Genomic DNA, 20,207 nt, shown 5'->3' with positions numbered 1-20,207 from the left:
TGGCGCGGTGCCGCTATCGTCTGCGGCACCGCCCCGGCACCACCGCCGGGCGGCGTGAGCCGGGGAGGCGTTGGTGCTGGGAGATCTGCTCGACGGGGCGTGGCAGAGCATCGTGTTCGGGATGGTCGGGGTCGCCCTGATGGCCGCCGGATTCCTGCTCGTCGATCTGCTCACCCCGGGCAAGCTGCGGGAGCTGATCTGGGTGCGCCGCAACGGCAACGCCGCGCTGCTGCTCGCCGCCAACCAGCTCGGCATCGCCGGCATCGTCTTCACCGCCGTGCTGACCAGCTACAGTTCGTTCACCAAGGGGCTCGCGTCCACTGTGGTGTTCGGGCTGGTCGGCCTGCTGGTGATGGCGCTGGCGTTCCTGGTGCTGGACCTGCTCACCCCGGGCAAGCTGGGCGACGTCATCGCCGCCGACGAGCCGCACCCGGCGGCCCGGGTCAGCGCCGCCACCCACTTCGGCGCCGCGCTGATCGTCTGCGCCTGCATCGCCTGAGGGGTGTCGTACCCCCGGGTTAGCGTCCGGGGGTGAACCGCACCGACCGCCTCTACGCCCTGGTCGAGGAGCTGCGGGCGGTCTCGCCGCGCCCGCGCAGCGCGTCCTGGCTGGCCCGCCGCTTCGAGGTGAGCACCCGCACCGTCGAGCGCGACATCTCCGCGTTGCAGGGCGCCGGGGTGCCGATCTGGGCCGAGCCGGGCCGCGCCGGCGGCTACGTGGTCGACCGGGCGCGCACGTTGCCGCCGGTCAACCTGACACCGGCCGAGGCGGTGGCGATGGCCGTCGCGCTGCACCGGCTCGGCGGCTCACCGTTCGCCCCGGCGGCCGGCGCCGCGCTGCGCAAGCTGGTCGCGGTGATGCCGCCCGCCGCGGTGGCCGAGGCGCACCGCCTCGCCGGCCGGGTGCACCTGGTCGGCGACGGGCCGGGCACACCCGTCCCGGCCGCCGTCGCCGACGCGGTCGCCGCCGGGCGGGTCCTGCGCCTGCGGTACGCCGACCGCGGCGGTGCCGATTCGGCGCGCGACGTGGAGCCGCTGGCCTACCTGGGCAACTCGGTGCACTGGTACCTGGTCGCCTGGTGCCGGCTGCGCGACGGTCTGCGCTGTTTCCGCACCGACCGGATCCTGTCGGTGCATCCGCTGGCCGAGCCGGTGACCCGGGAGTTGCGTCCCGGCGACCTCGACGTGCCGGTCGACCGGGTGCGCCCGCTCACCCTGGTCTGATCCGGGTGGAAACACCGACAGGACGCTGTCGTGGCCCGATACGAGGCTGAATCCTGACGACGTCGGCCGACCGCCGGCGCGAACCTCAGGAGGAAGCATGTCCAGCACGCCCGTGACCTGGTTCGAGATCGGCTCCGACCGCCCGGACGAGGCGCAGCGGTTCTACTCCGAGCTGTTCGGCTGGAGTTTCGACGAGCAGGGCGGCCCGAGCGGGTCGTACCGGCAGACGACGGCCGGCGGTGAGCGGGGGATCGGCGGCGCGATCCGGGACACGGACACCGGCAACTACGCGATCTTCTACGCCGAGGTGGCGGACGTGCCGGAGACCTGCCGCCGGGCGGAGGCGACCGGCGGCACCGTTCTGACGGCGCCGGTGACCACGCCGACCGGTCTGGTGCGTGCCCTGTTGCGCGACCCGTCGGGCAACCTGCTCGGCGTGTTCACCCCGCCCGCCGAGGGCTGAGCGCCGCGCCCTTGCTCCCGGCCCGGCCGGTCGCCGGCCGGGAGCAAGTCGTTGCGGGCCGTGCAATCCGTTACGCCCGTGTCTACTGTGAACCACTGGTTTCGTGGAATCGAAGCTGGTAACTTCCTGGCACCACGCGTCGCAAGTTCTTGCAACGCCTTCATCCCCTTGCGCCCGTCGTGCGGGCGTGGGTGTCAGGAGAGCGCCATGAGGGGCACCACCACCAACCGCCGCCGGTGGGGAGCGTTCGCGCTCGCCGCCGGCGTGCTCGCCGCGCTGCTGCCGTTCACCGCCGCCGCGGCGGCGAACACCGTCACCGTCTACTACCAGCCACCGGCCGCCTGGGGCACGTCCGTCAACATCCACTACGGCGTGGACGGGCAGGCATGGACGCCGGTGCCCGGCGTGCCGATGGACACCGCCTGCGCCGGCTGGCGTCGCAAGACCGTCGACCTGGGCGCTGCCACCGGCGCCCAGGTCGTCTTCACCAACGGCAGCGGCGTCTGGGACAACAACAACGGCGCCAACTACCGCCTCGGCGCCGGCACCGTGACCGTCGCCGGCGGCCGGATCGGCACGGGCGACCCGTGCGCCACCCCGTCGCCGTCCGGCACCCCGACTCCGAGCCCGTCCACCACTGTCGCGCCGAGCCCGACGCCGGGGAACACCGCCGAGGTCTGGTACCACCTCACGCCGCGCGGCTGGACCGCCGCGAACCTGCACTACCGGCCCGCCGGCGGCGCCTGGACCACCGCCCCGGGCGTCGCCATGGAGACGCGCTGCGCCGGCTGGGCCCGCCGGATCGTCGACCTCGGCACGGCCACCGGCCTGACCGCCGCGTTCAACAACACCGCCGGCGCCTGGGACAACAACGGCGGCGCGGACTACACCCTGGGCGCGGGGCGCAGCGTCGTCGACAACGGCCGGGTCACCGCCGCCGCCGCGGACCCGTGCGCGCCGGTCACCCCGGACACCACCCCGCCGTCCACGCCGGGCGGCCTCACCGCCGTCGCCGACGGGCTGGCGGTCACCCTGACCTGGACCGCCGCCACCGACGACCGGGGCGTCACCGGGTACGAGCTGACCCGCACCGGGGGAGCCGGCGGCACCACGGTCACCAGCGCCACCACCCGGCACGTCGCGTACGACCTGCGGCCCGGCACCGCGTACACCTGGACCGTGCGGGCCCTGGACGCGGCCGGCAACCGGTCGGCGGCGAGTGCGCCCGCCTCCGCGACCACCGGCACCCCGCAGACCGGCGGCACCCCGCTGGGCGGCGACCCGCGCGAGGACACCATCTACTTCGTGATGACCGCCCGGTTCGCCGACGGCGATCCCACGAACAACCGCGGCGGCAGCCAGCACGTCGCCTCCGGCAACGCGGCCAACGACGACCCGATGTTCCGGGGCGACTTCAAGGGGCTGGTCGACAAGCTCGACTACATCAAGGCGCTCGGCTTCTCAGCGCTCTGGATCACCCCGGTCGTGCTCAACCGGTCCGACTACGACTTCCACGGCTACCACGGCTGGGACTTCTACCGGGTGGACCCGCGGCTGGAGAGCGCGGGCGCCTCCTACCAGGACCTGATCAACGCCGCGCACGCCAAGGGCATCAAGATCTTCCAGGACGTGGTCTACAACCACAGCTCCCGGTGGGGCGCCAAGGGCCTGTTCACGCCCACCGTCTACGGCACCCGCGACGACCAGTGGAAGTGGTACTACGACCAGCCGCAGGCCGGCCGGGAGTACGACCCGATGGTCGAGGCGACCGGGAACGACCCGGCGCTCACCCCGGCGCAGAACGCCAAGGCCAAGGGCCGGCCCTACAACGGCGACGTGTGGTCGTCCGCCGCGCCGGCCGGAAACCAGTGCCTGAACTGGGGTACGCCGACCGGCGGGCGCAGCCCCGAGGGCTACACGCTCTACCAGTGCCAGTGGCCGGTCCCGACCAGCAAGCTCTTCCCCGCCGACAAGTACCACCAGTGCTGGATCGGCAACTGGGAGGGTGAGGACTCACGCAGCTGCTGGCTGCACGAGGACCTGGCCGACTTCAACACCGAGAACGCCGCCGTGCAGCAGTACCTGATCGACGCGTACAACCGGTTCATCGACATGGGCGTGGACGGCTTCCGGATCGACACCGCCGTGCACATCCCCCGGGTCACCTGGAACCGGCGCTTCCTGCCCGCCATCCAGCAGCACGCGGTCGCCCGGTTCGGCGAGAAGGGCAAGGACTTCTACGTCTTCGGCGAGGTGGCCGCGTTCGTCAACGACAAGTGGAACCGCGGCTCGGTCAACCACTCCGCGCAGTTCTACACCTGGAAGGAGCGCAAGGAGTACAGCCCGGACGACGTACGCGCCGCGATCGAGCAGTACGACCACGAGCAGCTGCTCGGCCCGAACGGGCAGCCGACCACCGACAACGCGTTCCTGCGCGGCAACACGTACCACGCGCCGGACCGCTCGCAGTTCTCCGGCATGAACGTCATCGACATGCGGATGCACATGAACTTCTCCGACGCCGGCAACGCGTTCGGCAACGGGAAGGACTCCGACGACAGCTACAACGACGCCACGTACAACGTGGTCTACGTCGACAGCCACGACTACGGGCCGAACAAGTCCTCCACCCGGTACACCGGCGGCACCGACGCCTGGGCGGAGAACATGAGCCTGATGTGGACGTTCCGCGGCATCCCTACGCTCTACTACGGCTCGGAGATCGAGTTCCGCAAGGGCGCCCGGATCGACTGCGGGCCGACCTGCCCGCTCGCCACCACCGGACGGGCCTACTACGGCGACCACCTGGCCGGCAGCGTCACCGCCGCCGACTTCGGGGTGGTCGGCTCGGCCGGCGGGGCGGTGGCCACCACGCTCGCCCAGCCGCTGGTCAAGCACGTGCAGCGGCTCAACCTGATCCGGCGGGCAGTGCCGGCCCTGCAGAAGGGGCAGTACTCGACCGAGGGTGTGAGCGGCGCGATGGCGTACAAGCGGCGCTTCACCCAGGGCACGGTGGACAGCTTCGCGCTGGTCACCGTGTCCGGCGGCGCCACGTTCCGCGGGGTGCCGAACGGCCGGTACGTGGACGCGGTCACCGGCGACGTGAAGACGGTCACCGACGGCACGCTCACCGCCGCGGCCGGCGGCAAGGGCAACCTCCGGGTCTACGTGCTCGACCTGCCCGGCAACCCGGCGCCGGGCAAGATCGGCGCGGACGGGCCGTACCTGCGCTGACACGGGCGCGGCGGGGTGGCGGTGCGAGTGCACCACCACCCCGCCGCGGTCCGAGGGGATCAGGCGTGGGTGGCCCCGCCGGGCGCCGGCCAGGAGGAGGGAACGGCCGGTGAGGGGCGGCGGGGCCACCGCGTCACTTGCCGCCCTGGCCCTCCTGCTCGGCCTCGGCGCCCTGGTCGGCCTTGCCCTCCGGGCCGCCCTTGTCGCCACCCTTGCCGTGGTGGCCGGGCCTGCCGTCCGGGCCGCCCTTGCCCGGGCCCGGGAACACGCCCGCCTCGGCGGCCTTGAGCACCGCGTCGGCCTGCTCCTGGGTGAGCTTGCCGTCGGTGACGGCCTGGTCCAGCCGCTCCTTCAGCGCGGCCTGCCGGTCCTCGGTCGACGGCCGCTCCGGCCGCTCCGGGCGATCGCCCTGGCGCTGCTCGTGCAGCTTCTCCAGCGCCGCGGTGACCTTGTCGGTCGAGACGCCCAGCTCCTTGGCGAGCGCCTCGGAGAACTCGGCCTGCCGGTCGGCGTGCTTCTGGCGGCGGTCGTCACCCTGGTCGGTGGTGCTGCTGGCGCTCGAAGACGGGTTCGGGCTCTTGTCGTCGGCGAGCGCCACCGTCGGGGCGGCGATCCCGACGCCGAGCACGCCGGCGGCGGCCAGGCCGGCCAGCAGGTGCTTCTTCGACATCGTGCGGATCATGCGATTCTCCTGTTCGGTGGTGGTGCGATGACGTCACCGACAGTGGTCGCCGGAACTGAGGGCCACCCGTGGCGAACCTGTCAGCGAGCTGGCAATCCCGTCCGGAAGGCCCGAATTATTCGTGTTGCCGGGGTGCCGGAGCGCCCGCGAGGCTAGGCGAAACCCGACGAAAGGCCACTCGATGACACAGCCCGCCATCCGCGAGATCCCGCTCACCGGGCCGGGCTCCGGGCCGTACTCGATCACGGTGGGGCCCGACGGCGCGCTCTGGCTGGCGCTGGCCGGCTCCGGCGGCGTCGCCCGGCTCGGCCTCGACGGTGAGGTACGGACCTACCGCGACGACCCGCCCGGCAGCCGCCCGCTGATCATCGTCGGCGGCCCCGACGGCGCACTCTGGTACACCCGCTCGGGCGACGACCGGCTCGGCCGGATCACAGTCGACGGCGAGACCGGCTCGGTGGCGCTGCCGCCCGGCTGCGGCCCCTGCGGGCTGGCGGTGGGTGCGGACGGCGCGCTCTGGTACGCCGGCATGAGCGACGACACGATCGGCCGGGTGAGCGTCGACGGGGAGGTGACGTCCTTCCCGCTGCCGGTGACCAAGGGTTTCCCGTCGATGCTGGCGGCCGGGCCGGACGACGCGCTCTGGCTCACGCTCAACCAGGCGAACGCGATCGCCCGGGTCGGCCTGGACGGGTCGGTGACTGTGCATCCGCTGCCCACCGAGGCGGCCGGGCCGGTCGGCATCACCCGGGGCGGTGACGGCGCGCTCTGGTTCGTCGAGATCGTCGCCGGGCAGATCGGCCGGATAATGCCGGACGGGCGGATCGACGAGTTCCCGCTGCCGGACCGGGCGGCGCGCCCGCACGCGATCGTCGCCGATCCGGCCGGTGGCTGCTGGTTCACCGAGTGGGGCGCCAACCGCATCGGCCACGTCGACCCGGACGGCCACATCACCGCCCACACCCTGCCCACCCCGGCCTCGGAACCCCACGGCCTCACGGTCACCCCCGACGGCGCGGTCTGGGCCGCCTTGGAGATCGGTGCCGTGGCCCACCTCACGCCGCTTCAGCGTTGATCATGAGGTTGGCGGCAGTTGTGGATCTCTGAACTGCCGCCAACCTCATGATCGCCGGGGTGGGCCTCAGCCTTGGCGGACGGCGGCGGTTGCCGTCAGGGTGCCTGTGGTGGCGTCCAGGGTGGCGGGGGTACCCACCGGGACGGTGAGCTGGTTGGGGCCGTGGCCGATGGGTAGGCCGCCGAGGACCGGCACGCCCAGGTCGCCCAGGCGGTCGGTGAGCACGTCCACGACTGTGATGTCCCAGCCGTCCGCGCACTCGGTGAACTGGCCGACCGCCACCCCGGCGATCCCGTCCAGCGCACCGCAGCGGCGCAGGTGGGTGAGCATCCGGTCGATCTTGTACGGCGGCTCCTGCACCTCCTCGACCAGCAGGATCGCCCCGGTCAGGTCGGGCATGTCCGGGGTGCCGATGGACGCGGTGATCAGGCACAGGTTGCCGCCGAGCAGCCGGCCCTCGGCCCGGCCGGGCACCCGCACCGGGAACGTCTCCTCCGCCTCGACCGCCGTCACCGTCACCGGCTCGGCGCTGGTCAGCGCGGCGTGCAGCGACTCCGCCGAGCGGATCGGCGTGCGCTCGTCCCGCCACGCGGCGCCCGGCCCGTGCACCCCGGCCAGGCGGGCGCCCCGCCAGAGCGCGAACTGCAACGCGGTGATGTCGGAGAACCCGGCCACCACCTTCGGATCCCGGCGTACCGCCGCCATGTCGATCAGGTCAACCACCCGCTGCGCGCCGTAGCCGCCCCGGGTGCAGATCACCCCGCGGATCTCCGGGTCGGCGAACGCCGCGTTCAGGTCCGCGGCCCGCAGCGCGTCGTCGCCGGCCAGGTAACCCCGCCTGGCGTACGCGTTCGGCGCGGGCACCGGCCGCAGCCCCCAGCCGGTGAGCAGCTCGATGCCGCGGGCCACCCGTTCGGGACGGGTCGGCCCGGACGGGGACACCAGCATCACCGCGTCGCCGGGACGCAGGGCCGGTGGGCGCAGGCAGTCGTCAGGCACGATCGGAGCCTAGGGCCTGCCGGACCGTGCCCTGTCGGGCGTACCGGTTAGCCTCGACGTCGTGGCGACCGCGCTGGTGATCGAGAACGACCCGACCGACGACCTCCGCCGCCTGGGGGAGTGGCTCACCGAAGGGGGCCTTGAGCTGCGCGTGCTGCGTCCGCACGCCGGTGACCCGCTCCCCGGCGACCTGGAGGGGTACGCCGCGCTGGTGGTGCTCGGCGGCGACCAGCAGGCATACCCGGGGCGCGACGGCGGCCCCGGCGCGCCCTGGTTCCCGGCGCTGGAGGGGCTGCTGCGCAAGGCGGTCCGCGGGCGCGTGCCCACGCTCGCCGTCTGCCTCGGCGCGCAACTGCTGGCCACCGCGCACGCGGGCCGGGTCGAACGCAGCCCGTCCGGTCCGGAGGTCGGTCCGGCGCTCGTCGGGCGGCGCGACGCCGCCGAGGACGACCCCCTGTTCCGGTACGTGCCGCTGATGCCCGACGTCCTCCAGTGGCACGCCGACGAGATCACCGAGCTGCCGCACGGCGCGACGCTGCTCGCCGCGTCCACCCGCTACCCGCACCAGGCGTTCCGGCTCGGCGACCGGGCCTGGGGCCTGCAGTTCCACATCGAGTGCGACACCGCGATGATCGCCGAGTGGTCCCGCGACTCGGCCGTGCTGGCCGAGCTGGGCTACGACCCGGAGCTGGTGGTGGCGGCCTGCGACCGGGTGATGGCCGACGTCGAGGAGGCGTGGCAGCCGTTCGCGATCCGGTTCGCCGCGCTCGCGCTCGGCGAACTCGGCGACGACAACCCGCGCCGTAGCCTGCCGCTGCTCGGGGCCTGACGGTGACCCGGCCGGCCCGCGGGCGCCTGGCCCGCTACGGATTCGCCGAGGGCGACGGCGCCACCCGCGCCGCGGACCTGCTCGGCCCGGACGGGCTCGCCCTGTGGCGGCCCGACACCCAGGAACCCGCCGACGAACGCGCCGCCGAACTGCTCGCCGCGCTGTCCCGCGCCGCCGACCCGGACCTGGCCCTGCGTCAGCTGCACCGGCTGGTCGAGTCCGAGCGGCGCTCCGGCGACGAGGTGGCCGTACGCGACGCCCTGGCCGCCGACCCCGGGCTGCGCCGCCGGCTGATCGCGGTGCTCGGCGCCTCGTCCGCGCTCGGCGACCATCTGGTCGCCAACCCCGGGCAGTGGGCGGTGCTGGCGACCGAGCCGGACGGGCTCGCCCCCACCGCGGAAGGGCGGCTCGACCTCGGCGTCGCCGCCCGGCTCACCACCGTCACCGGCGCGGTCCCGCTGCTGCGGCAGGCGTACCGGCTCGCGCTGCTGCGGATCGCGGCGGCCGACCTGACCGGCGGGCGCGGCCTGGAGCAGACCATGGCGGCGCTGTCCGGGCTGGCCGACGCCACGCTGGCCGCCGCCTACGACATCGCCGCCGACGAGCTGCCGGAGGGCACGCCGCGCCCCCGGCTCGCAGTGGTGGCGATGGGCAAGTGCGGTGGCGACGAGCTGAACTACGTCTCCGACGTCGACGTCATCTTCGTCTCCGCCACCGACGACGACCTGCCCGCCGCGACCCAGATCGCCACCCGGCTGATCCAGATCTGCGGGCTGGTGGCGTGGCCGGTCGACGCGGCGCTGCGTCCCGAGGGCAACCGGGGGCCGCTGGTGCGCACGCTCGCCAGCCACCTCGCCTACTACAAGCGCTGGGCGCGCACCTGGGAGTTCCAGGCGCTGCTCAAGGCCCGCCCGGCCGCCGGAGACCTGGAACTCGCAAAGGAGTGGATCGACGCGCTGGCCCCGCTCGTGTGGACCGCCGCCGAGCGCCCCGAGGCGGTCGAGGACGTCCGGTCCATGCGCCGCAAGATCCTCGACAACGTGCCGCCGAAGGAGCTGGAACGCGAGATCAAGCGCGGCCCGGGCGGGCTGCGCGACATCGAGTTCGCCGTCCAGCTGCTCCAGCTCGTGCACGGCCGGGGCGACGAGTCGCTGCGGGTGCCCGGCACCGTGCCGGCGCTGCGCGCGCTCGTCGCCGGCGGCTACGTGGGCCGCGCCGACGGGGAGGCGCTCCTGCGTGGCTACCGCTTCCTGCGCGCCGTCGAGCACCGGCTCCAGCTCCAGGCCCTGCGCCGCACCCACACCGTGCCGACCGAACCGGCCGCGCTGCGCTGGCTCGCCGCCGCGCTCGGCTACGCGGCCACGCCGGGCCGCAGCGCCGTCGAGGAGTTCCGCGCCGAGTGGGTCACCCACGCCACCGAGGTACGCCGGCTGCACGCCAAACTGCTCTACCGGCCGCTGCTCGAATCCGTGGCCCGCGTACCGGCCGAAGGGCTGCGCCTCACGCCCGAGGCGGCCCGGCACCGGCTGGAGGTGCTCGGCTTCGCCGACCCGGCCGGCGCGCTGCGGCACCTCCAGGCGCTCACCGGCGGGGTCAGCCGGACCGCCGCCATCCAGCGCACGCTGCTGCCGGTGCTGCTCGACGAGTTCGCCGACGCCCCCGAACCGGACCGCGGACTGCTCAACTACCGGCAGGTCTCCGACAAGCTCGGCAGCACCCCCTGGTACCTGCGCCTGCTGCGCGACTCCGGCCCGGTGGCGCGCCGGCTGGCCCGGGTGCTGTCCTCGTCCCGGTACGCGGCCGACATGCTGGCCCGCGAACCGGAGGCGCTGCGGCTGCTCGCCGAGGACAGCGAACTGACCCCGCGTCCACGGGAGACGCTCGTCGACGGCTTCGCCGCCGCTGCCGCCCGCCACGACGACCCGGTCGAGGCGATCCGGGCGGTCCGCGCGCTGCGCCGCCGGGAACTGGTCCGGATCGCCGCCGCCGACGTGCTCAGCCGCGCCGGTTCGCTCGCCCCGCTCACCCCGCGCCCGGTCGGCGGCGGGGAACGCCGGCCCACAGTGGTGGACGTGACGGCTGTCGGCACCGCGCTGTCGCACGTCGCCGACGCCACGCTGGCCGCCGCGCTGCGCGCCGCCCGTACCGTCCACCCCGGACCGCCCGGCCTGCGCTTCGCGGTGATCGGCATGGGCCGGCTCGGCGGGTACGAGTCGAACTACCTCTCCGACGCCGACGTGCTGTTCGTCTACGACCCGCCGCCCGGGGTGGAGGAGAGCGCGGCGAGCGCAGCAGCGCACGCCATCGCCGAGGAGTTGCGCCGGCTGCTGTCCGCGCCCGCCCCCGACCCGCCGCTGGGCGTCGACGCCGACCTGCGCCCCGAGGGCCGGCAGGGCCCGCTGGTCCGCAGCCTGGCCGCGTACGCGCAGTACTACGCGCGCTGGTCCCGGGTGTGGGAGGCGCAGGCGCTGCTGCGCGCCCGGTTCGTCTGCGGCGACGCCGACCTGGGCGCCGAGTTCGAGGCCATGATCGAGCCGGTGCGCTACCCGGCCGAAGGGCTGAGCCGCGAGCAGGTGGTCGAGATCCGCCGGATCAAGGCGCGGGTGGAGACCGAGCGGCTGCCCCGCGGCGCCGACCCGGCCACCCACACCAAGCTGGGCCGGGGCGGGCTCGCCGACGTCGAGTGGGCGGTGCAGTTGCTGCAGCTCCGGTACGCCGGTCAGGTGCCCGCCCTGCGCGGCACCCGTACGCTCGACGCCCTCGCCGCCGCCCGCGACGCCGGGCTGCTCGACGCCTCCGACGCCGCCGAGCTGGCGGCCGGCTGGACGCTCGCCGCCGAGGTGCGCGACGCGCTGATGCTGGTACGCGGCCGGGCCGGCGACCAGTTGCCCCGGCACGGGGTGGAGCTGGCCGGTGTGGTGCGGTTGCTGGGGCGCGAGGACCAGGGCGAGTTCCTCGACGAGTACCTGCGCACCGGCCGCCACTCCCGCACAGTCGTCCAGCGCATCCTGGAGTCCCCCCTCTAGACCCGAGTCCGGATGCCGGCCCGGGTGCCACGGCGTGCCGGGGCCTCGCTGACCGCCTTCGCTGCTCCTCTACCGAGGCTTGTCCCGACACGCGAGCCATGCGTTCCGCATCTCGGGAACGCCGAGAGATCTTGGCAGCAAACGGCCCCTATGAGGGCCTTTTCGTACCAAGATCTCTAGCCGGGTCAGCTCGTGAGGGTGTAGGTGCCGGGTTGGGGGACCGTCACGGTGGTCCACTTGCCGGCTCGGGTGACCGTGGCGCCGTTGGAGACGGTGAGCCAGCGGTCGTGGCGTACCCGGATCGGGATCGGGCCGGGGGCGAGGGCGCGGAACGTGATCGAGGCGCCGTCCTGGCTGATCAGCTCACCCGGCGCGCCGACGATCGGGGTGGGTTCGGCCACCGCGTACAGCTTCCAGTGCCGGTTCGACCAGACCTCGGTCAGGTACGGCTGGCCCAGCTCGACCAGCTTCGCCTCGGATCGCCCCACCCAGGAGAACTCGGCATCGGGCACTGCCACGTACTGCACCGCGTTGTCGGCCAGCCAGTCCCGGTAGGTAACGGAGGTCAGCGGAATGCCGGTGCCGTCCGCGCCGGGCACAGTGGTGAAGAACAGCGGGTTGCGGTCGATGTCGGCCTGGCGTAGCCAGCCCCGGGCCAGCGGCACCTCACCCATCCGGGCCGACTCCCAGTAGTTGCGGGTCGGCGGCACCTCCACCCGTCCGGTGAGCCCGCGCCGGGCCAGTTCCGCGCGCAGCGGAGCGAAGTACGCCGGGTCGGCCGTCGGATCGTCGGCGCTGCGCAGGTCGGCGGTGACCACCGGCGGCTGCCACCAGCAGACGACGGCGAGCAGGGCGGCCAGCCCGGCCGCTCCGACAGCCCGGCGGGACCGACCCTGGCCGAGCCGGCCAATGCCATGCGCGTCGCTGTCGGGACGGCCCGCGCCGAGTCGGCCCGCGCCGAGTCGGCCGCCGAGGCGGCTCGCGGTGAACCATGCGGGGGGCGTCGCCGCGGCGGCCAGCACCGGCAGCGCGAACATCACCACCAGGCGGGTGGCGTTCAGCCCGACCGGTGTGTGCAGCAGCGCCGACGCCAGCACCCCGGCCGCGGACAGCAGCGCGCCCACCCGCACCGGCCGGTACGCCACGAGAGCCGCCACCACCAGGCTCGTCACCACGGCGTGCACGGTGTCGGCCGTGCTGATGTTCATCCAGCCGCCCTCGCCGAACAGCAGCCCGGTCACTGCCAGCGGCACCGCGGCCGGTACGGCGAGCAGCAGGCCGTCGGCGTACCGGCGGGACAGCAGCAGCGCGACGCCGGCGAGCCCGACGAACAGCCCGGCCACCGGGCTGGCCGCCGAGGCGAGCAGCGCGGCGGCACCGGCGGCGACGAGCCGGGCTCGGCGGGCGGGGACGGTGAGCGCGAGCAGCGCGGCCAGGCCGAACGCGACGCCGAGGGCGTACGTGACCCGGCCGGACACCAGGTTGCCGGCGATCGTGACCACGCCGACCAGGCTGCCGAGCAGCGGACGGGGCACCCGGGTCCGCACCAGCAGGGCGGCGAACGCGGTGGCGGAGGCGAGCAGGGCGAGCGCGCCGGTGACGCGTACCCCGAGCAGCGCCATCAGCGGCGGCGAGACGAGGCTGTAGCCCCACGGGTGCACGCCGCCGTACCAGCGCAGGTCGACCAGGGCGGCCCCGTGCTCGGCGAAGAACCCGGCGCGGGCGACCTGCGCGGACAGGTCCGAACCGGTGGCCGGCAGCGTGAGGTAGAGCACGCAGAGGACGAGTGCCGACACGGCGGAGACCGCCACCACCCGACCGCCCCGCATGCCCACCTCCTGATCGCGAACCACCGTACTGGCAGCATGTCGGACGTGCCTCACCACCTCTCGCGCTGGATCGGCCTGGCGGGTTCGGTGCTGCTCGCCGTGGCCGCGTTCCTCGGCGGCGCACTGCCCGACGGCGAGTTGCGTCCCACCCCGGTCAGCATCTGGCAGGGCCCGAACGGGCCGCTGATCATCGGGTTGTGGCTGGTCGGCACCGCGCTGCTGGCGTGGGCCTGGTGGTCGCTGCGGGACCGGGTGCCGTCGTCCCGGTGGGTGCTGGTCACAGTCGCGCTGTGGCTGCTGCCGATGCTGGTCGCGCCGCCGCTGGGCAGCCGGGACGTGTACGCGTACGCCTGCCAGGGCGCCAGCTTCTCGGCCGGGATCAACCCCTACGAGCAGGGCGTCTCAGCGCTGCCCTGCCCCTGGCTGGACACCATCTCCTACATCTGGCGGGACACCCCGGCGCCGTACGGGCCGCTGTTCGTGCTGCTCGCCGGCGCGGTGGTGGAGGCCACCGGCTCGCTGCTCGCCGCCGTCGCGCTGTTCCGGGTACTGGCCGTGGCCGGGGTGGCGCTCACCGCGTGGGCGCTGCCGGTGCTGGCCCGCCGCTGCGGGGTGCCGCCGCGGCGGGCGCTCTGGCTGGCGCTGGCGAGCCCGCTGGTGCCCGTGCACCTGGTGTCCGGCGCGCACAACGACGCGCTGATGATCGGCCTGCTCGTGGCCGGGCTGGCCGTGGTGGCCGCCCGGCCGGGCCGGCCCGGACCGCTGCTCGCCGGTGGGGCGCTGCTCGGACTGGCCGCCGCCGTCAAGATCACCGCGCTGGTCGTGATGCCGTTCGCCGCGCTGGCCGCGATCGTCGGGGCGTACCGGATCAGGACGCTGGTGCGCGACGGCGGGTGGGTGGTCGGCGGCTCGCTCGCCGCGCTCGCCGCCGTGACCCTCGCCTCCGGGCTGGGGCTGGGGTTCGTCGGCGGGCTGGAACAGGGCGGGCTGGTGGTGGCCTGGACGTCGCCGCCGACGGCGGTGGGGCAGACCGTCGGCTACCTGCTCGCGCCGTTCGGCGTGCACGTCGATGCACTGCCGGTGACCCGGGCGATCGGCATGGTCGTGCTGGTCGCCGTGCTGATCTGGCTCTGGTTCCGGTCGTTCCGTCGCGGTGAGCCGTTCTGGCACGCCGGGCTGGCGCTGACCGCCACCGTCGCGCTCTCCCCGCTGTTCCACCCCTGGTACTGGCTGTGGCCGCTGGCCGTGCTCGCCGCCACCGCGCACCGCACGCTCTGGTTCTCGATCGTCACAGTGGTGTCGTCGTTCCTGGTGCTGGCCGACGGCACCGGTTTACCCCGGTACACCAAGATGCCCGGTGCGCCCTTGATGACCCTGTTCGTGATCGGGGTGGTCGTGTGGTTGGTACGGTCGGCTCGCAAGGGCCGGCAGCCGGTTCCCGTGGACTGAGGAGTGTGCCGGTGAGCGAGCCCGACGGACCCGTCCGGCCGATCGCCGCCGGTCTCGCCCGCTACGCCGGCCTCGCCGGTGCCGTACTGCTCACCGTCGCCGGATGGCTCGGCGGCGCGCTACCGGGCACACCACCGCGCGGCACGCTCACCGCGATCTGGGCCGCACCGCACGGGCCGGTGATGCTCGGCTGCTGGCTGGCCGGGACGCTGCTGCTGGTGGGCGCCTGGTGGTCGCTGCGGTGGGGCGCACCGACCGGCCGGTGGGCGTACGTGACCGCCGGGCTCTGGTCGCTGCCGCTGCTCGCCGCGCCGCCGATCGGCAGCCGCGACGTCTACTCGTACGCCTGCCAGGGCTGGACGTGGACGCAGGGGCTCAGCCCGTACCGGGTGGGGGTCGCGGCGGCCGGCTGCCCGTGGACCGACTCGGTGTCGCCGATCTGGCGGGACACCCCGGCGCCGTACGGGCCGTTCTTCGTGCTGCTGGCCGGGCTCGCAGTCCTCGCCGGTGGCGGCCTGATCGGGACGATCGTGGCGCTGCGGCTGGTCGCGGTGGCCGGGGTACTGCTGGCCGCGCTCTGCCTGCCCGGCCTGGCCCGCGCCGCCGGGGTGCCCGCCCGCCGCGCCGCCTGGCTGGTGCTCGCGTGCCCGCTGGTCGGGATCCACCTCGTGGCGGGCGCGCACAACGACGCGCTCGCGCTCGGGCTGCTCCTGCTCGGCCTGCTGGTGCTGGTCCGCCTGCCGGGCAAGCCGCGCGCGCTGCTGGTGGCCGGGGTGCTGCTCGGCCTGGCCGTGGCGGTGAAGGCGGTCGCCGTCGTGGCGCTGCCGTTCGCGGCGCTCGCCGCCGTGCTCGGCCGCTACACCTGGCGGGCGCTGCTGCGCGACGGCGGGCAGCTGGCCGCCTCGGTGCTCGGCACGCTGCTGGTCGTGTCGCTCGCCACCGGCCTCGGGCTGGGCTGGGTGGAAGGGCTCGGCCACAGCGGCGACTCGCAGCAGTGGACCTCCCCGCCCACAGCGATCGGCTTCGTGATCGACTACGCCGGTGAACTGGCCGGGCAGCGGCCCGCGGCGGTGCCGGTGGCCCGGACGGTCGCGCTGGTGCTGCTCGCCGGGACGCTCGTCGCCCTGTGGTGGCAGGCGTGGACGGCGCTGCGGCGGCTCAACGACACCCGGCAGCGGGTGGCCCGGCTGACGCTGGCCCGCCCCCGGGTGGCGCTGCTCGGCGCGGGGCTGGCGCTCGCCGCCACGGTGCTGCTCGCCCCGGTCTTCCACCCCTGGTACGCGATCTGGCCGCTGACAGTGCTCGCGGTCGCGGCGGTGCCGCTGGCCCGGCAGGTCTGGTTCGTGGCGCCCTGCGCGGTCGCGTCGGCGCTCACCCTGCCGGACGGATCCAACCTGGCCCGGTTCAGCAAGGCACCGGGCGCGGTGCTGATGACGGTGCTGGTGGTGGTCGTGGCGGTGGCCGGCGTCCGGGCCGCGTTGCGCCGCCGTGAAGGGCCGGACCGCGCTGCGTGAACGGCCGGGCCGGCTCCGCCATCGCGGAGCCGGCCCGGCCGGTGCTGACGTACGTGCTCAGCAGTCGAAGTGCATCGCGAACTAACTGCGCTTGGCGGTTGACCTGGGGGAGTGGCGTCGACCAAGCCGTTGAGCAGGTCCTACACCGTATATCAACTTCCACCGTTATTCAGTGTTTCCAGGCGGCATCTGTACCCCTCGTGTACCTAACGATCATGGGGTGGGGGTGTGTGCGTGCGGTTCCGAGGTGGACCGGCGCGGTCTGGTGGCCTCCGGTGTGCGACGGGTACCCGGTCGCGGCCGGGGCATCCCAGAGTCGCCGAGGGTCCGGGGCGAGTAGCCCCGGCCGCCGGAGGCTACGGCCCGGGCCAGGCTCACCCCGAACAGCCCGTCCGGGTCGGCATCCCCGGGTCGTAGGGCCGGAGGCTCTGCCCGCCGGAGGCACGATTGTGCGACATCGGCCACTGTCGGGACGGTCGGTCGGGACGGTCGACCTAATCGCGCTTGCGCCTACTGGCGTACTCGATGAGAGCGGGGCCCAGGTAGTACCGGTGTGGCTTGGCGCTCTCGTCTTTCTGCACCAAACCCTGGCGGCTCAAGGCACCGAGCGCCAGGTAGGTATTCGTCTGCTCGTAGTCGATGGCTCGCCAGATCGGACCGGTGCCGGTGCCTTGCGGATGCGCCTTTGCGACCTCGCTGAGGACCTGGGCTTGGCGGTCGCCGAGCGCAGGATGCAGCTCGCGGGCGTAAGTGACCCAGTCAGAAGCGGACAACTCTTCGTCGGCAATCGGCGGTGGGGTGGCGGCGTCGTCCTCGGCAAGGCGGCGCACCAGCGAAGCTGCAGCCTCCAGGTGCGCAGCCAGTTCGCGAAGAAGATCCTTGTTGGTCATCAGCCCTCCTTATGCAGTCCCTATAGAGGGTATGCATAGGAGATTCATATCTTCAAGGTGTAGCGGAGGTTCCACAACAAGCTTGGCGGCGACCCCTCGGGGTTTGCCCCAGCGCAGGCTGAAGCCCCGGCGTCCTCGTTGCGTGGAGGACGCCGGGGCTTCGGCGTGTCCGCCGGGCTCGCGGATGCCCCTGCCGGTCCGCGCCGGGAGCGAAGCGGCAAGGCGCGGACGGCCGGCGAAGTGGCTCCGCGCGGCGGCCGGAGGCCGCCCTTGAAGACGTATGGAAAGTTCTCACCGCGCCAGCCTGCGGTTGTGTGTCCTCTGCCGATGAACCAACTCTGCGAGGCTGACGGCAAGTTGCTTCGCTCGCCTGGCCATGCTAGATCGTTGTTGTCGCGAAGGAGCTGATCCATGTCAAGAGGCAGCGGGACCACGTGGTTCTTCGGGGACGACGCGCTCCGCGAGATAGCCCAGTGCCTCACCTCGCCTGACGCCTTCTGGGATCAGAACCGCCAGATCGACGTCGTGGTGGCTCTGGAGGAGCTGGCCGCGTGGAGTGCAGACTCCCGGGACTACGACGAGAGAATGCACAAGTCGGGCTGGGCATCGGCCGCCAAAGATTTCGCGACCGCCTATGACGCCCTTGGGCTAAAGGTCAAGTCCTTAACGGAGTCGGCCGCGCGACCGGCCCTCGGGCTATGCGCAGGCAACCTCGGCCCGAATGCCGATGAGGTCCAGTCGTTGCGCGAGTCGCTTGCGACGCTCCGCGAGGTCCTCGCCTTGCCGGACGCGCTGGCGGCGGCGTGGGACGACCTGGTAGCGACCTCTTCTAAGCAGGCCCCACCGATCGATTCTTTGGATAGTCGGCGGGACGCTTTCTGGGCGATCGCACGCGTTGGCGACCGCAATGTGAAGGAGCTGGCCGATCGGCTTCGCGGTGTCCTGAGCGGTGATCCACTCGGATTCTACGTCGCTGAACGTCACCTCGGCGAGGTATCTCTTGAGCCGGCGGCTTTCGAGCAGATCCGGCAGCGTCCCATAGCAGACCCGAGGACGCGGATGGAACTCGCTCGCCGGCTGCTCAGATTCGAACCCTCGCCACGGCGCCACGTCGTGTGGCTAGGATTCCGTGACGCCGGCCTGCATCCCTCTATGGTCATTCAAGGAGACATCAGCCTCTACGACGGTCAATACCTCCACTCCCTTCTAGCCGCTCCCCCCGAGGCCGTCAATCGCGTTCCTGAAGAGCTCCGTGAACTGCATGGGGACGTCCTCACCGATGACGAGCATGACGTCGTGTTAGCACGCATTGACCTCGGCGTCGGGCGCTTCCCTGATGCAATCGGCCTCGCTAGTAATCATGCTGCGGCGCTGATCGCCATCGCAGCAATCAGAGGGGGCGGGAAGCCATGGAAGCAGATGTCTGGTTACCTGCACGCCGAGGACGGCCGCATCACCACGCATCAGAGCTTCGTCCGCAATGAGTTTGCAATCCCTTACTCCGTCAAGAGGGACGGGACAGCGCTAAGTATCGGCGAAGTTGTGCGAGACCTGACCGGTAAGCTGACCCTGGCAAGAAGTGAGCTGAGGGAGATTGTCGAGGCCCTCCACTGGTGGCAGTCCTCGGCCGAGGATAGGGACGCCAAATCCGTTCTACTGAACGTGCGCCTTATCGAACTCGTGGCGGCCCGAACGGGTGAGACGGCGTGGACCACGTTCCTCGAAAAGTACTTCAAGAACACTTGGATACAGCACGTCATGAAACGTTCGCTGCATGAAGCTTTCAACGACGCCTTGCACACTTCGCAGGTAAACGACGGTAGTGAAGCTGCCCAGAGGCGTATTCGCGCCGAAGTGATCAAATATGGTCCTGGTGGGTACAACACGTTTGACATTGCCACAGCTCTGCATGCGGCCGAGCGCATCGAAGCACTGCTGCCACCGAGAACCACCACGGCCAGAGCCGTCCGGACTGTCCGGCGCAAGGTCGCCGATCCTAGGAGCATGGTGCTCTGGGCCCGCAACCTTGAGGCCGATTGGTCTGCCGCCGTGCACCGGCTCGAACGGATTCGCAACTCCATCATGCACGGCGGCCCTTTTACCGATGCCGCCGTGACCCGCGTGCACAGCTTCAGTCATCAACTCTCGGCATGGTCAGTCGTCGAGTCCATGGACGCCGTGCTCGAGCAGGTAACGGTCCGCGATAAGCACATCTCGACCGCCCGCCGAATGGACAGGTGGCGGCAGGACCTAGCCACGACGGACCCCTCTCAAGCAGTGTTCATCGCCTCTTAACAGGCGTCAGCCGGGCGCATCAACGCGGCGACCTTCTCCCGGACGTGGGCGTGTGCCCGGGAGGCGGTCGGCCTGCCAGCGCGGTGGGGGATGCACGGACTGCGGCACTACTACGCGACGGTCCTGATCCACGCGGGCGCGTCGGTGAAGACGGTCCAACTCGCGCTCGGGCACAGCACGCCGACCGTCACGCTCAACACCTAGTTGTAATGCCCATGAGGGTTGTTGACGGCGTGGCGGCTTGAGACGAGGCGAGACCTCCGGCGAGGTGTGAGGTGCTGACGCCCACACGGAACCGGAGGTCTCCATGGCCCACCGTAATGCCCGGCTGACCATCCACGGCCGGCGGCTGCTCATCACGCGTGTCGTTGACCAGGGTCGGCCGGTGGCCCACGTCGTGAAGGAACTGGGCTGTTCTCGGGCCACCGGCTACAAGTGGCTACAGCGGTGGCGGGCCGAGGGCGACGCTGGTCTGCGGGATCGATCCAGCCGGGCTCACCACCAGCCGCACAAGACGCCCGCCCAGTTGGAGGCGCGGGTCTGCCAACTGCGCCAGGAACGCAAACTCGGGGCTCGCCGGCTCGGACCGTTGCTCGGGATGCCGGCCTCGACGGTGCACGCCGTTCTGACGCGGCACGGTCTACACCGCCTGGCCTGGCTCGACCGGCCCACCGGTCAGCTCATCCGCCGCTACGAGC

General features: G+C 72.7%; 16 protein-coding genes. 12 read left to right on the top strand and 4 right to left on the bottom strand.

What is annotated here, in order from left to right; genetic code table 11:
- The first annotated feature begins 73 nt into the window (after positions 1–73).
- The 4 genes from FB454_RS31025 to FB454_RS31010 all read left to right on the top strand — a co-directional run bounded on the left by FB454_RS31025 (position 74) and on the right by FB454_RS31010 (position 4,921).
- Positions 74–499 carry a DUF350 domain-containing protein gene (locus tag FB454_RS31025; protein WP_013287762.1) on the top strand — a complete coding sequence of 142 codons (426 nt, stop codon included), beginning with the start codon at positions 74–76 and terminating at the stop codon, positions 497–499.
- 32 nt (positions 500–531) lie between these two features.
- Positions 532–1,224: a helix-turn-helix transcriptional regulator gene (locus tag FB454_RS31020; protein ID WP_030273108.1), complete on the top strand. Its 693-nt coding sequence runs from the start codon at positions 532–534 to the stop codon at positions 1,222–1,224.
- A 97-nt stretch (positions 1,225–1,321) separates the two neighbouring features.
- Positions 1,322–1,687, top strand: coding sequence for a VOC family protein (locus tag FB454_RS31015; RefSeq protein ID WP_030273106.1), 366 nt, complete (start codon positions 1,322–1,324; stop codon positions 1,685–1,687).
- 207 nt (positions 1,688–1,894) lie between these two features.
- Positions 1,895–4,921 (top strand): carbohydrate binding domain-containing protein, encoded by a 3,027-nt coding sequence (locus FB454_RS31010; protein WP_145824021.1) that lies wholly within the window; start codon positions 1,895–1,897, stop codon positions 4,919–4,921.
- 133 nt (positions 4,922–5,054) lie between these two features.
- Here FB454_RS31010 and FB454_RS31005 read toward each other — a convergent pair whose 3' ends face one another.
- Entirely contained in the window at positions 5,055–5,603 is a 549-nt protein-coding gene (locus FB454_RS31005) for a hypothetical protein (protein WP_030273102.1), read from the bottom strand.
- 181 nt (positions 5,604–5,784) lie between these two features.
- Between FB454_RS31005 and FB454_RS31000 the strand changes: the two genes are divergently transcribed.
- The gene (locus FB454_RS31000) at positions 5,785–6,678 is read left to right on the top strand and encodes a virginiamycin B lyase family protein (RefSeq protein ID WP_145824020.1); all 894 of its coding nucleotides are present in this window, start codon (positions 5,785–5,787) and stop codon (positions 6,676–6,678) included.
- A 66-nt stretch (positions 6,679–6,744) separates the two neighbouring features.
- Here FB454_RS31000 and FB454_RS30995 read toward each other — a convergent pair whose 3' ends face one another.
- Positions 6,745–7,626 (bottom strand): S66 peptidase family protein, encoded by an 882-nt coding sequence (locus FB454_RS30995; RefSeq protein ID WP_486485481.1) that lies wholly within the window; start codon positions 7,624–7,626, stop codon positions 6,745–6,747.
- 112 nt (positions 7,627–7,738) lie between these two features.
- Here FB454_RS30995 and FB454_RS30990 point away from each other — a divergent pair, with 112 nt between their 5' ends.
- Together FB454_RS30990 and FB454_RS30985 are read left to right on the top strand one after the other, a co-directional pair.
- Positions 7,739–8,506 (top strand): type 1 glutamine amidotransferase, encoded by a 768-nt coding sequence (locus FB454_RS30990; protein ID WP_145824018.1) that lies wholly within the window; start codon positions 7,739–7,741, stop codon positions 8,504–8,506.
- A 2-nt stretch (positions 8,507–8,508) separates the two neighbouring features.
- A complete protein-coding gene (locus FB454_RS30985; RefSeq protein WP_071098238.1) occupies positions 8,509–11,532 on the top strand; it encodes a bifunctional [glutamine synthetase] adenylyltransferase/[glutamine synthetase]-adenylyl-L-tyrosine phosphorylase in 3,024 nt (1,007 codons plus the stop codon).
- Between the two features lie 185 nt (positions 11,533–11,717).
- On the opposite strand, the gene FB454_RS30980 is transcribed toward FB454_RS30985, so the two are convergent.
- Positions 11,718–13,361, bottom strand: coding sequence for a hypothetical protein (locus FB454_RS30980; protein WP_145824017.1), 1,644 nt, complete (start codon positions 13,359–13,361; stop codon positions 11,718–11,720).
- 36 nt (positions 13,362–13,397) lie between these two features.
- Here FB454_RS30980 and mptB (FB454_RS30975) point away from each other — a divergent pair, with 36 nt between their 5' ends.
- Positions 13,398–14,810, top strand: coding sequence for a polyprenol phosphomannose-dependent alpha 1,6 mannosyltransferase MptB (gene mptB / locus FB454_RS30975; RefSeq protein WP_036311264.1), 1,413 nt, complete (start codon positions 13,398–13,400; stop codon positions 14,808–14,810).
- Positions 14,811–14,821: 11 nt separating this feature from the next.
- Positions 14,822–16,324: a polyprenol phosphomannose-dependent alpha 1,6 mannosyltransferase MptB gene (gene mptB / locus FB454_RS30970; protein WP_145824016.1), complete on the top strand. Its 1,503-nt coding sequence runs from the start codon at positions 14,822–14,824 to the stop codon at positions 16,322–16,324.
- Positions 16,325–16,818: 494 nt separating this feature from the next.
- Here the strand turns inward: mptB (FB454_RS30970) and FB454_RS30965 are convergent, their stop codons facing one another.
- Positions 16,819–17,214 (bottom strand): hypothetical protein, encoded by a 396-nt coding sequence (locus FB454_RS30965; RefSeq protein WP_145824015.1) that lies wholly within the window; start codon positions 17,212–17,214, stop codon positions 16,819–16,821.
- A 411-nt stretch (positions 17,215–17,625) separates the two neighbouring features.
- Between FB454_RS30965 and FB454_RS30960 the strand changes: the two genes are divergently transcribed.
- The 3 genes from FB454_RS30960 to FB454_RS30950 form a co-directional block, all read left to right on the top strand.
- Positions 17,626–19,509 (top strand): hypothetical protein, encoded by a 1,884-nt coding sequence (locus FB454_RS30960; RefSeq protein ID WP_145824014.1) that lies wholly within the window; start codon positions 17,626–17,628, stop codon positions 19,507–19,509.
- A gap of 18 nt (positions 19,510–19,527) precedes the next feature.
- Positions 19,528–19,713, top strand: a complete 186-nt coding sequence (locus FB454_RS30955) for a tyrosine-type recombinase/integrase (protein ID WP_225319551.1) — start codon at positions 19,528–19,530, stop codon at positions 19,711–19,713.
- Positions 19,714–19,816: 103 nt separating this feature from the next.
- On the top strand, positions 19,817–20,207 hold a 391-nt coding region (locus tag FB454_RS30950; protein WP_145824013.1), incomplete at its 3' end, for a leucine zipper domain-containing protein.

The organism is Micromonospora sp. CNZ297, from assembly GCF_007827625.1.
This window is presented reverse-complemented; position numbering and strand designations above follow the sequence as displayed.

What these genes read in the sequence shown, in the direction of transcription:
- FB454_RS30965 (WP_145824015.1), bottom strand. Translation starts at nt 17,214, where the DNA reads ATGACCAACAAGGATCTTCTTCGCGAACTGGCTGCGCACCTGGAGGCT.
- mptB (WP_036311264.1), top strand. Translation starts at nt 13,398, where the DNA reads ATGTCGGACGTGCCTCACCACCTCTCGCGCTGGATCGGCCTGGCGGGT.
- FB454_RS30960 (WP_145824014.1), top strand. Translation starts at nt 17,626, where the DNA reads ATGTCAAGAGGCAGCGGGACCACGTGGTTCTTCGGGGACGACGCGCTC.
- FB454_RS31000 (WP_145824020.1), top strand. Translation starts at nt 5,785, where the DNA reads ATGACACAGCCCGCCATCCGCGAGATCCCGCTCACCGGGCCGGGCTCC.
- FB454_RS30980 (WP_145824017.1), bottom strand. Translation starts at nt 13,361, where the DNA reads ATGCGGGGCGGTCGGGTGGTGGCGGTCTCCGCCGTGTCGGCACTCGTC.
- FB454_RS31005 (WP_030273102.1), bottom strand. Translation starts at nt 5,603, where the DNA reads ATGATCCGCACGATGTCGAAGAAGCACCTGCTGGCCGGCCTGGCCGCC.
- FB454_RS31015 (WP_030273106.1), top strand. Translation starts at nt 1,322, where the DNA reads ATGTCCAGCACGCCCGTGACCTGGTTCGAGATCGGCTCCGACCGCCCG.
- FB454_RS31010 (WP_145824021.1), top strand. Translation starts at nt 1,895, where the DNA reads ATGAGGGGCACCACCACCAACCGCCGCCGGTGGGGAGCGTTCGCGCTC.
- FB454_RS30995 (WP_486485481.1), bottom strand. Translation starts at nt 7,626, where the DNA reads ATGCTGGTGTCCCCGTCCGGGCCGACCCGTCCCGAACGGGTGGCCCGC.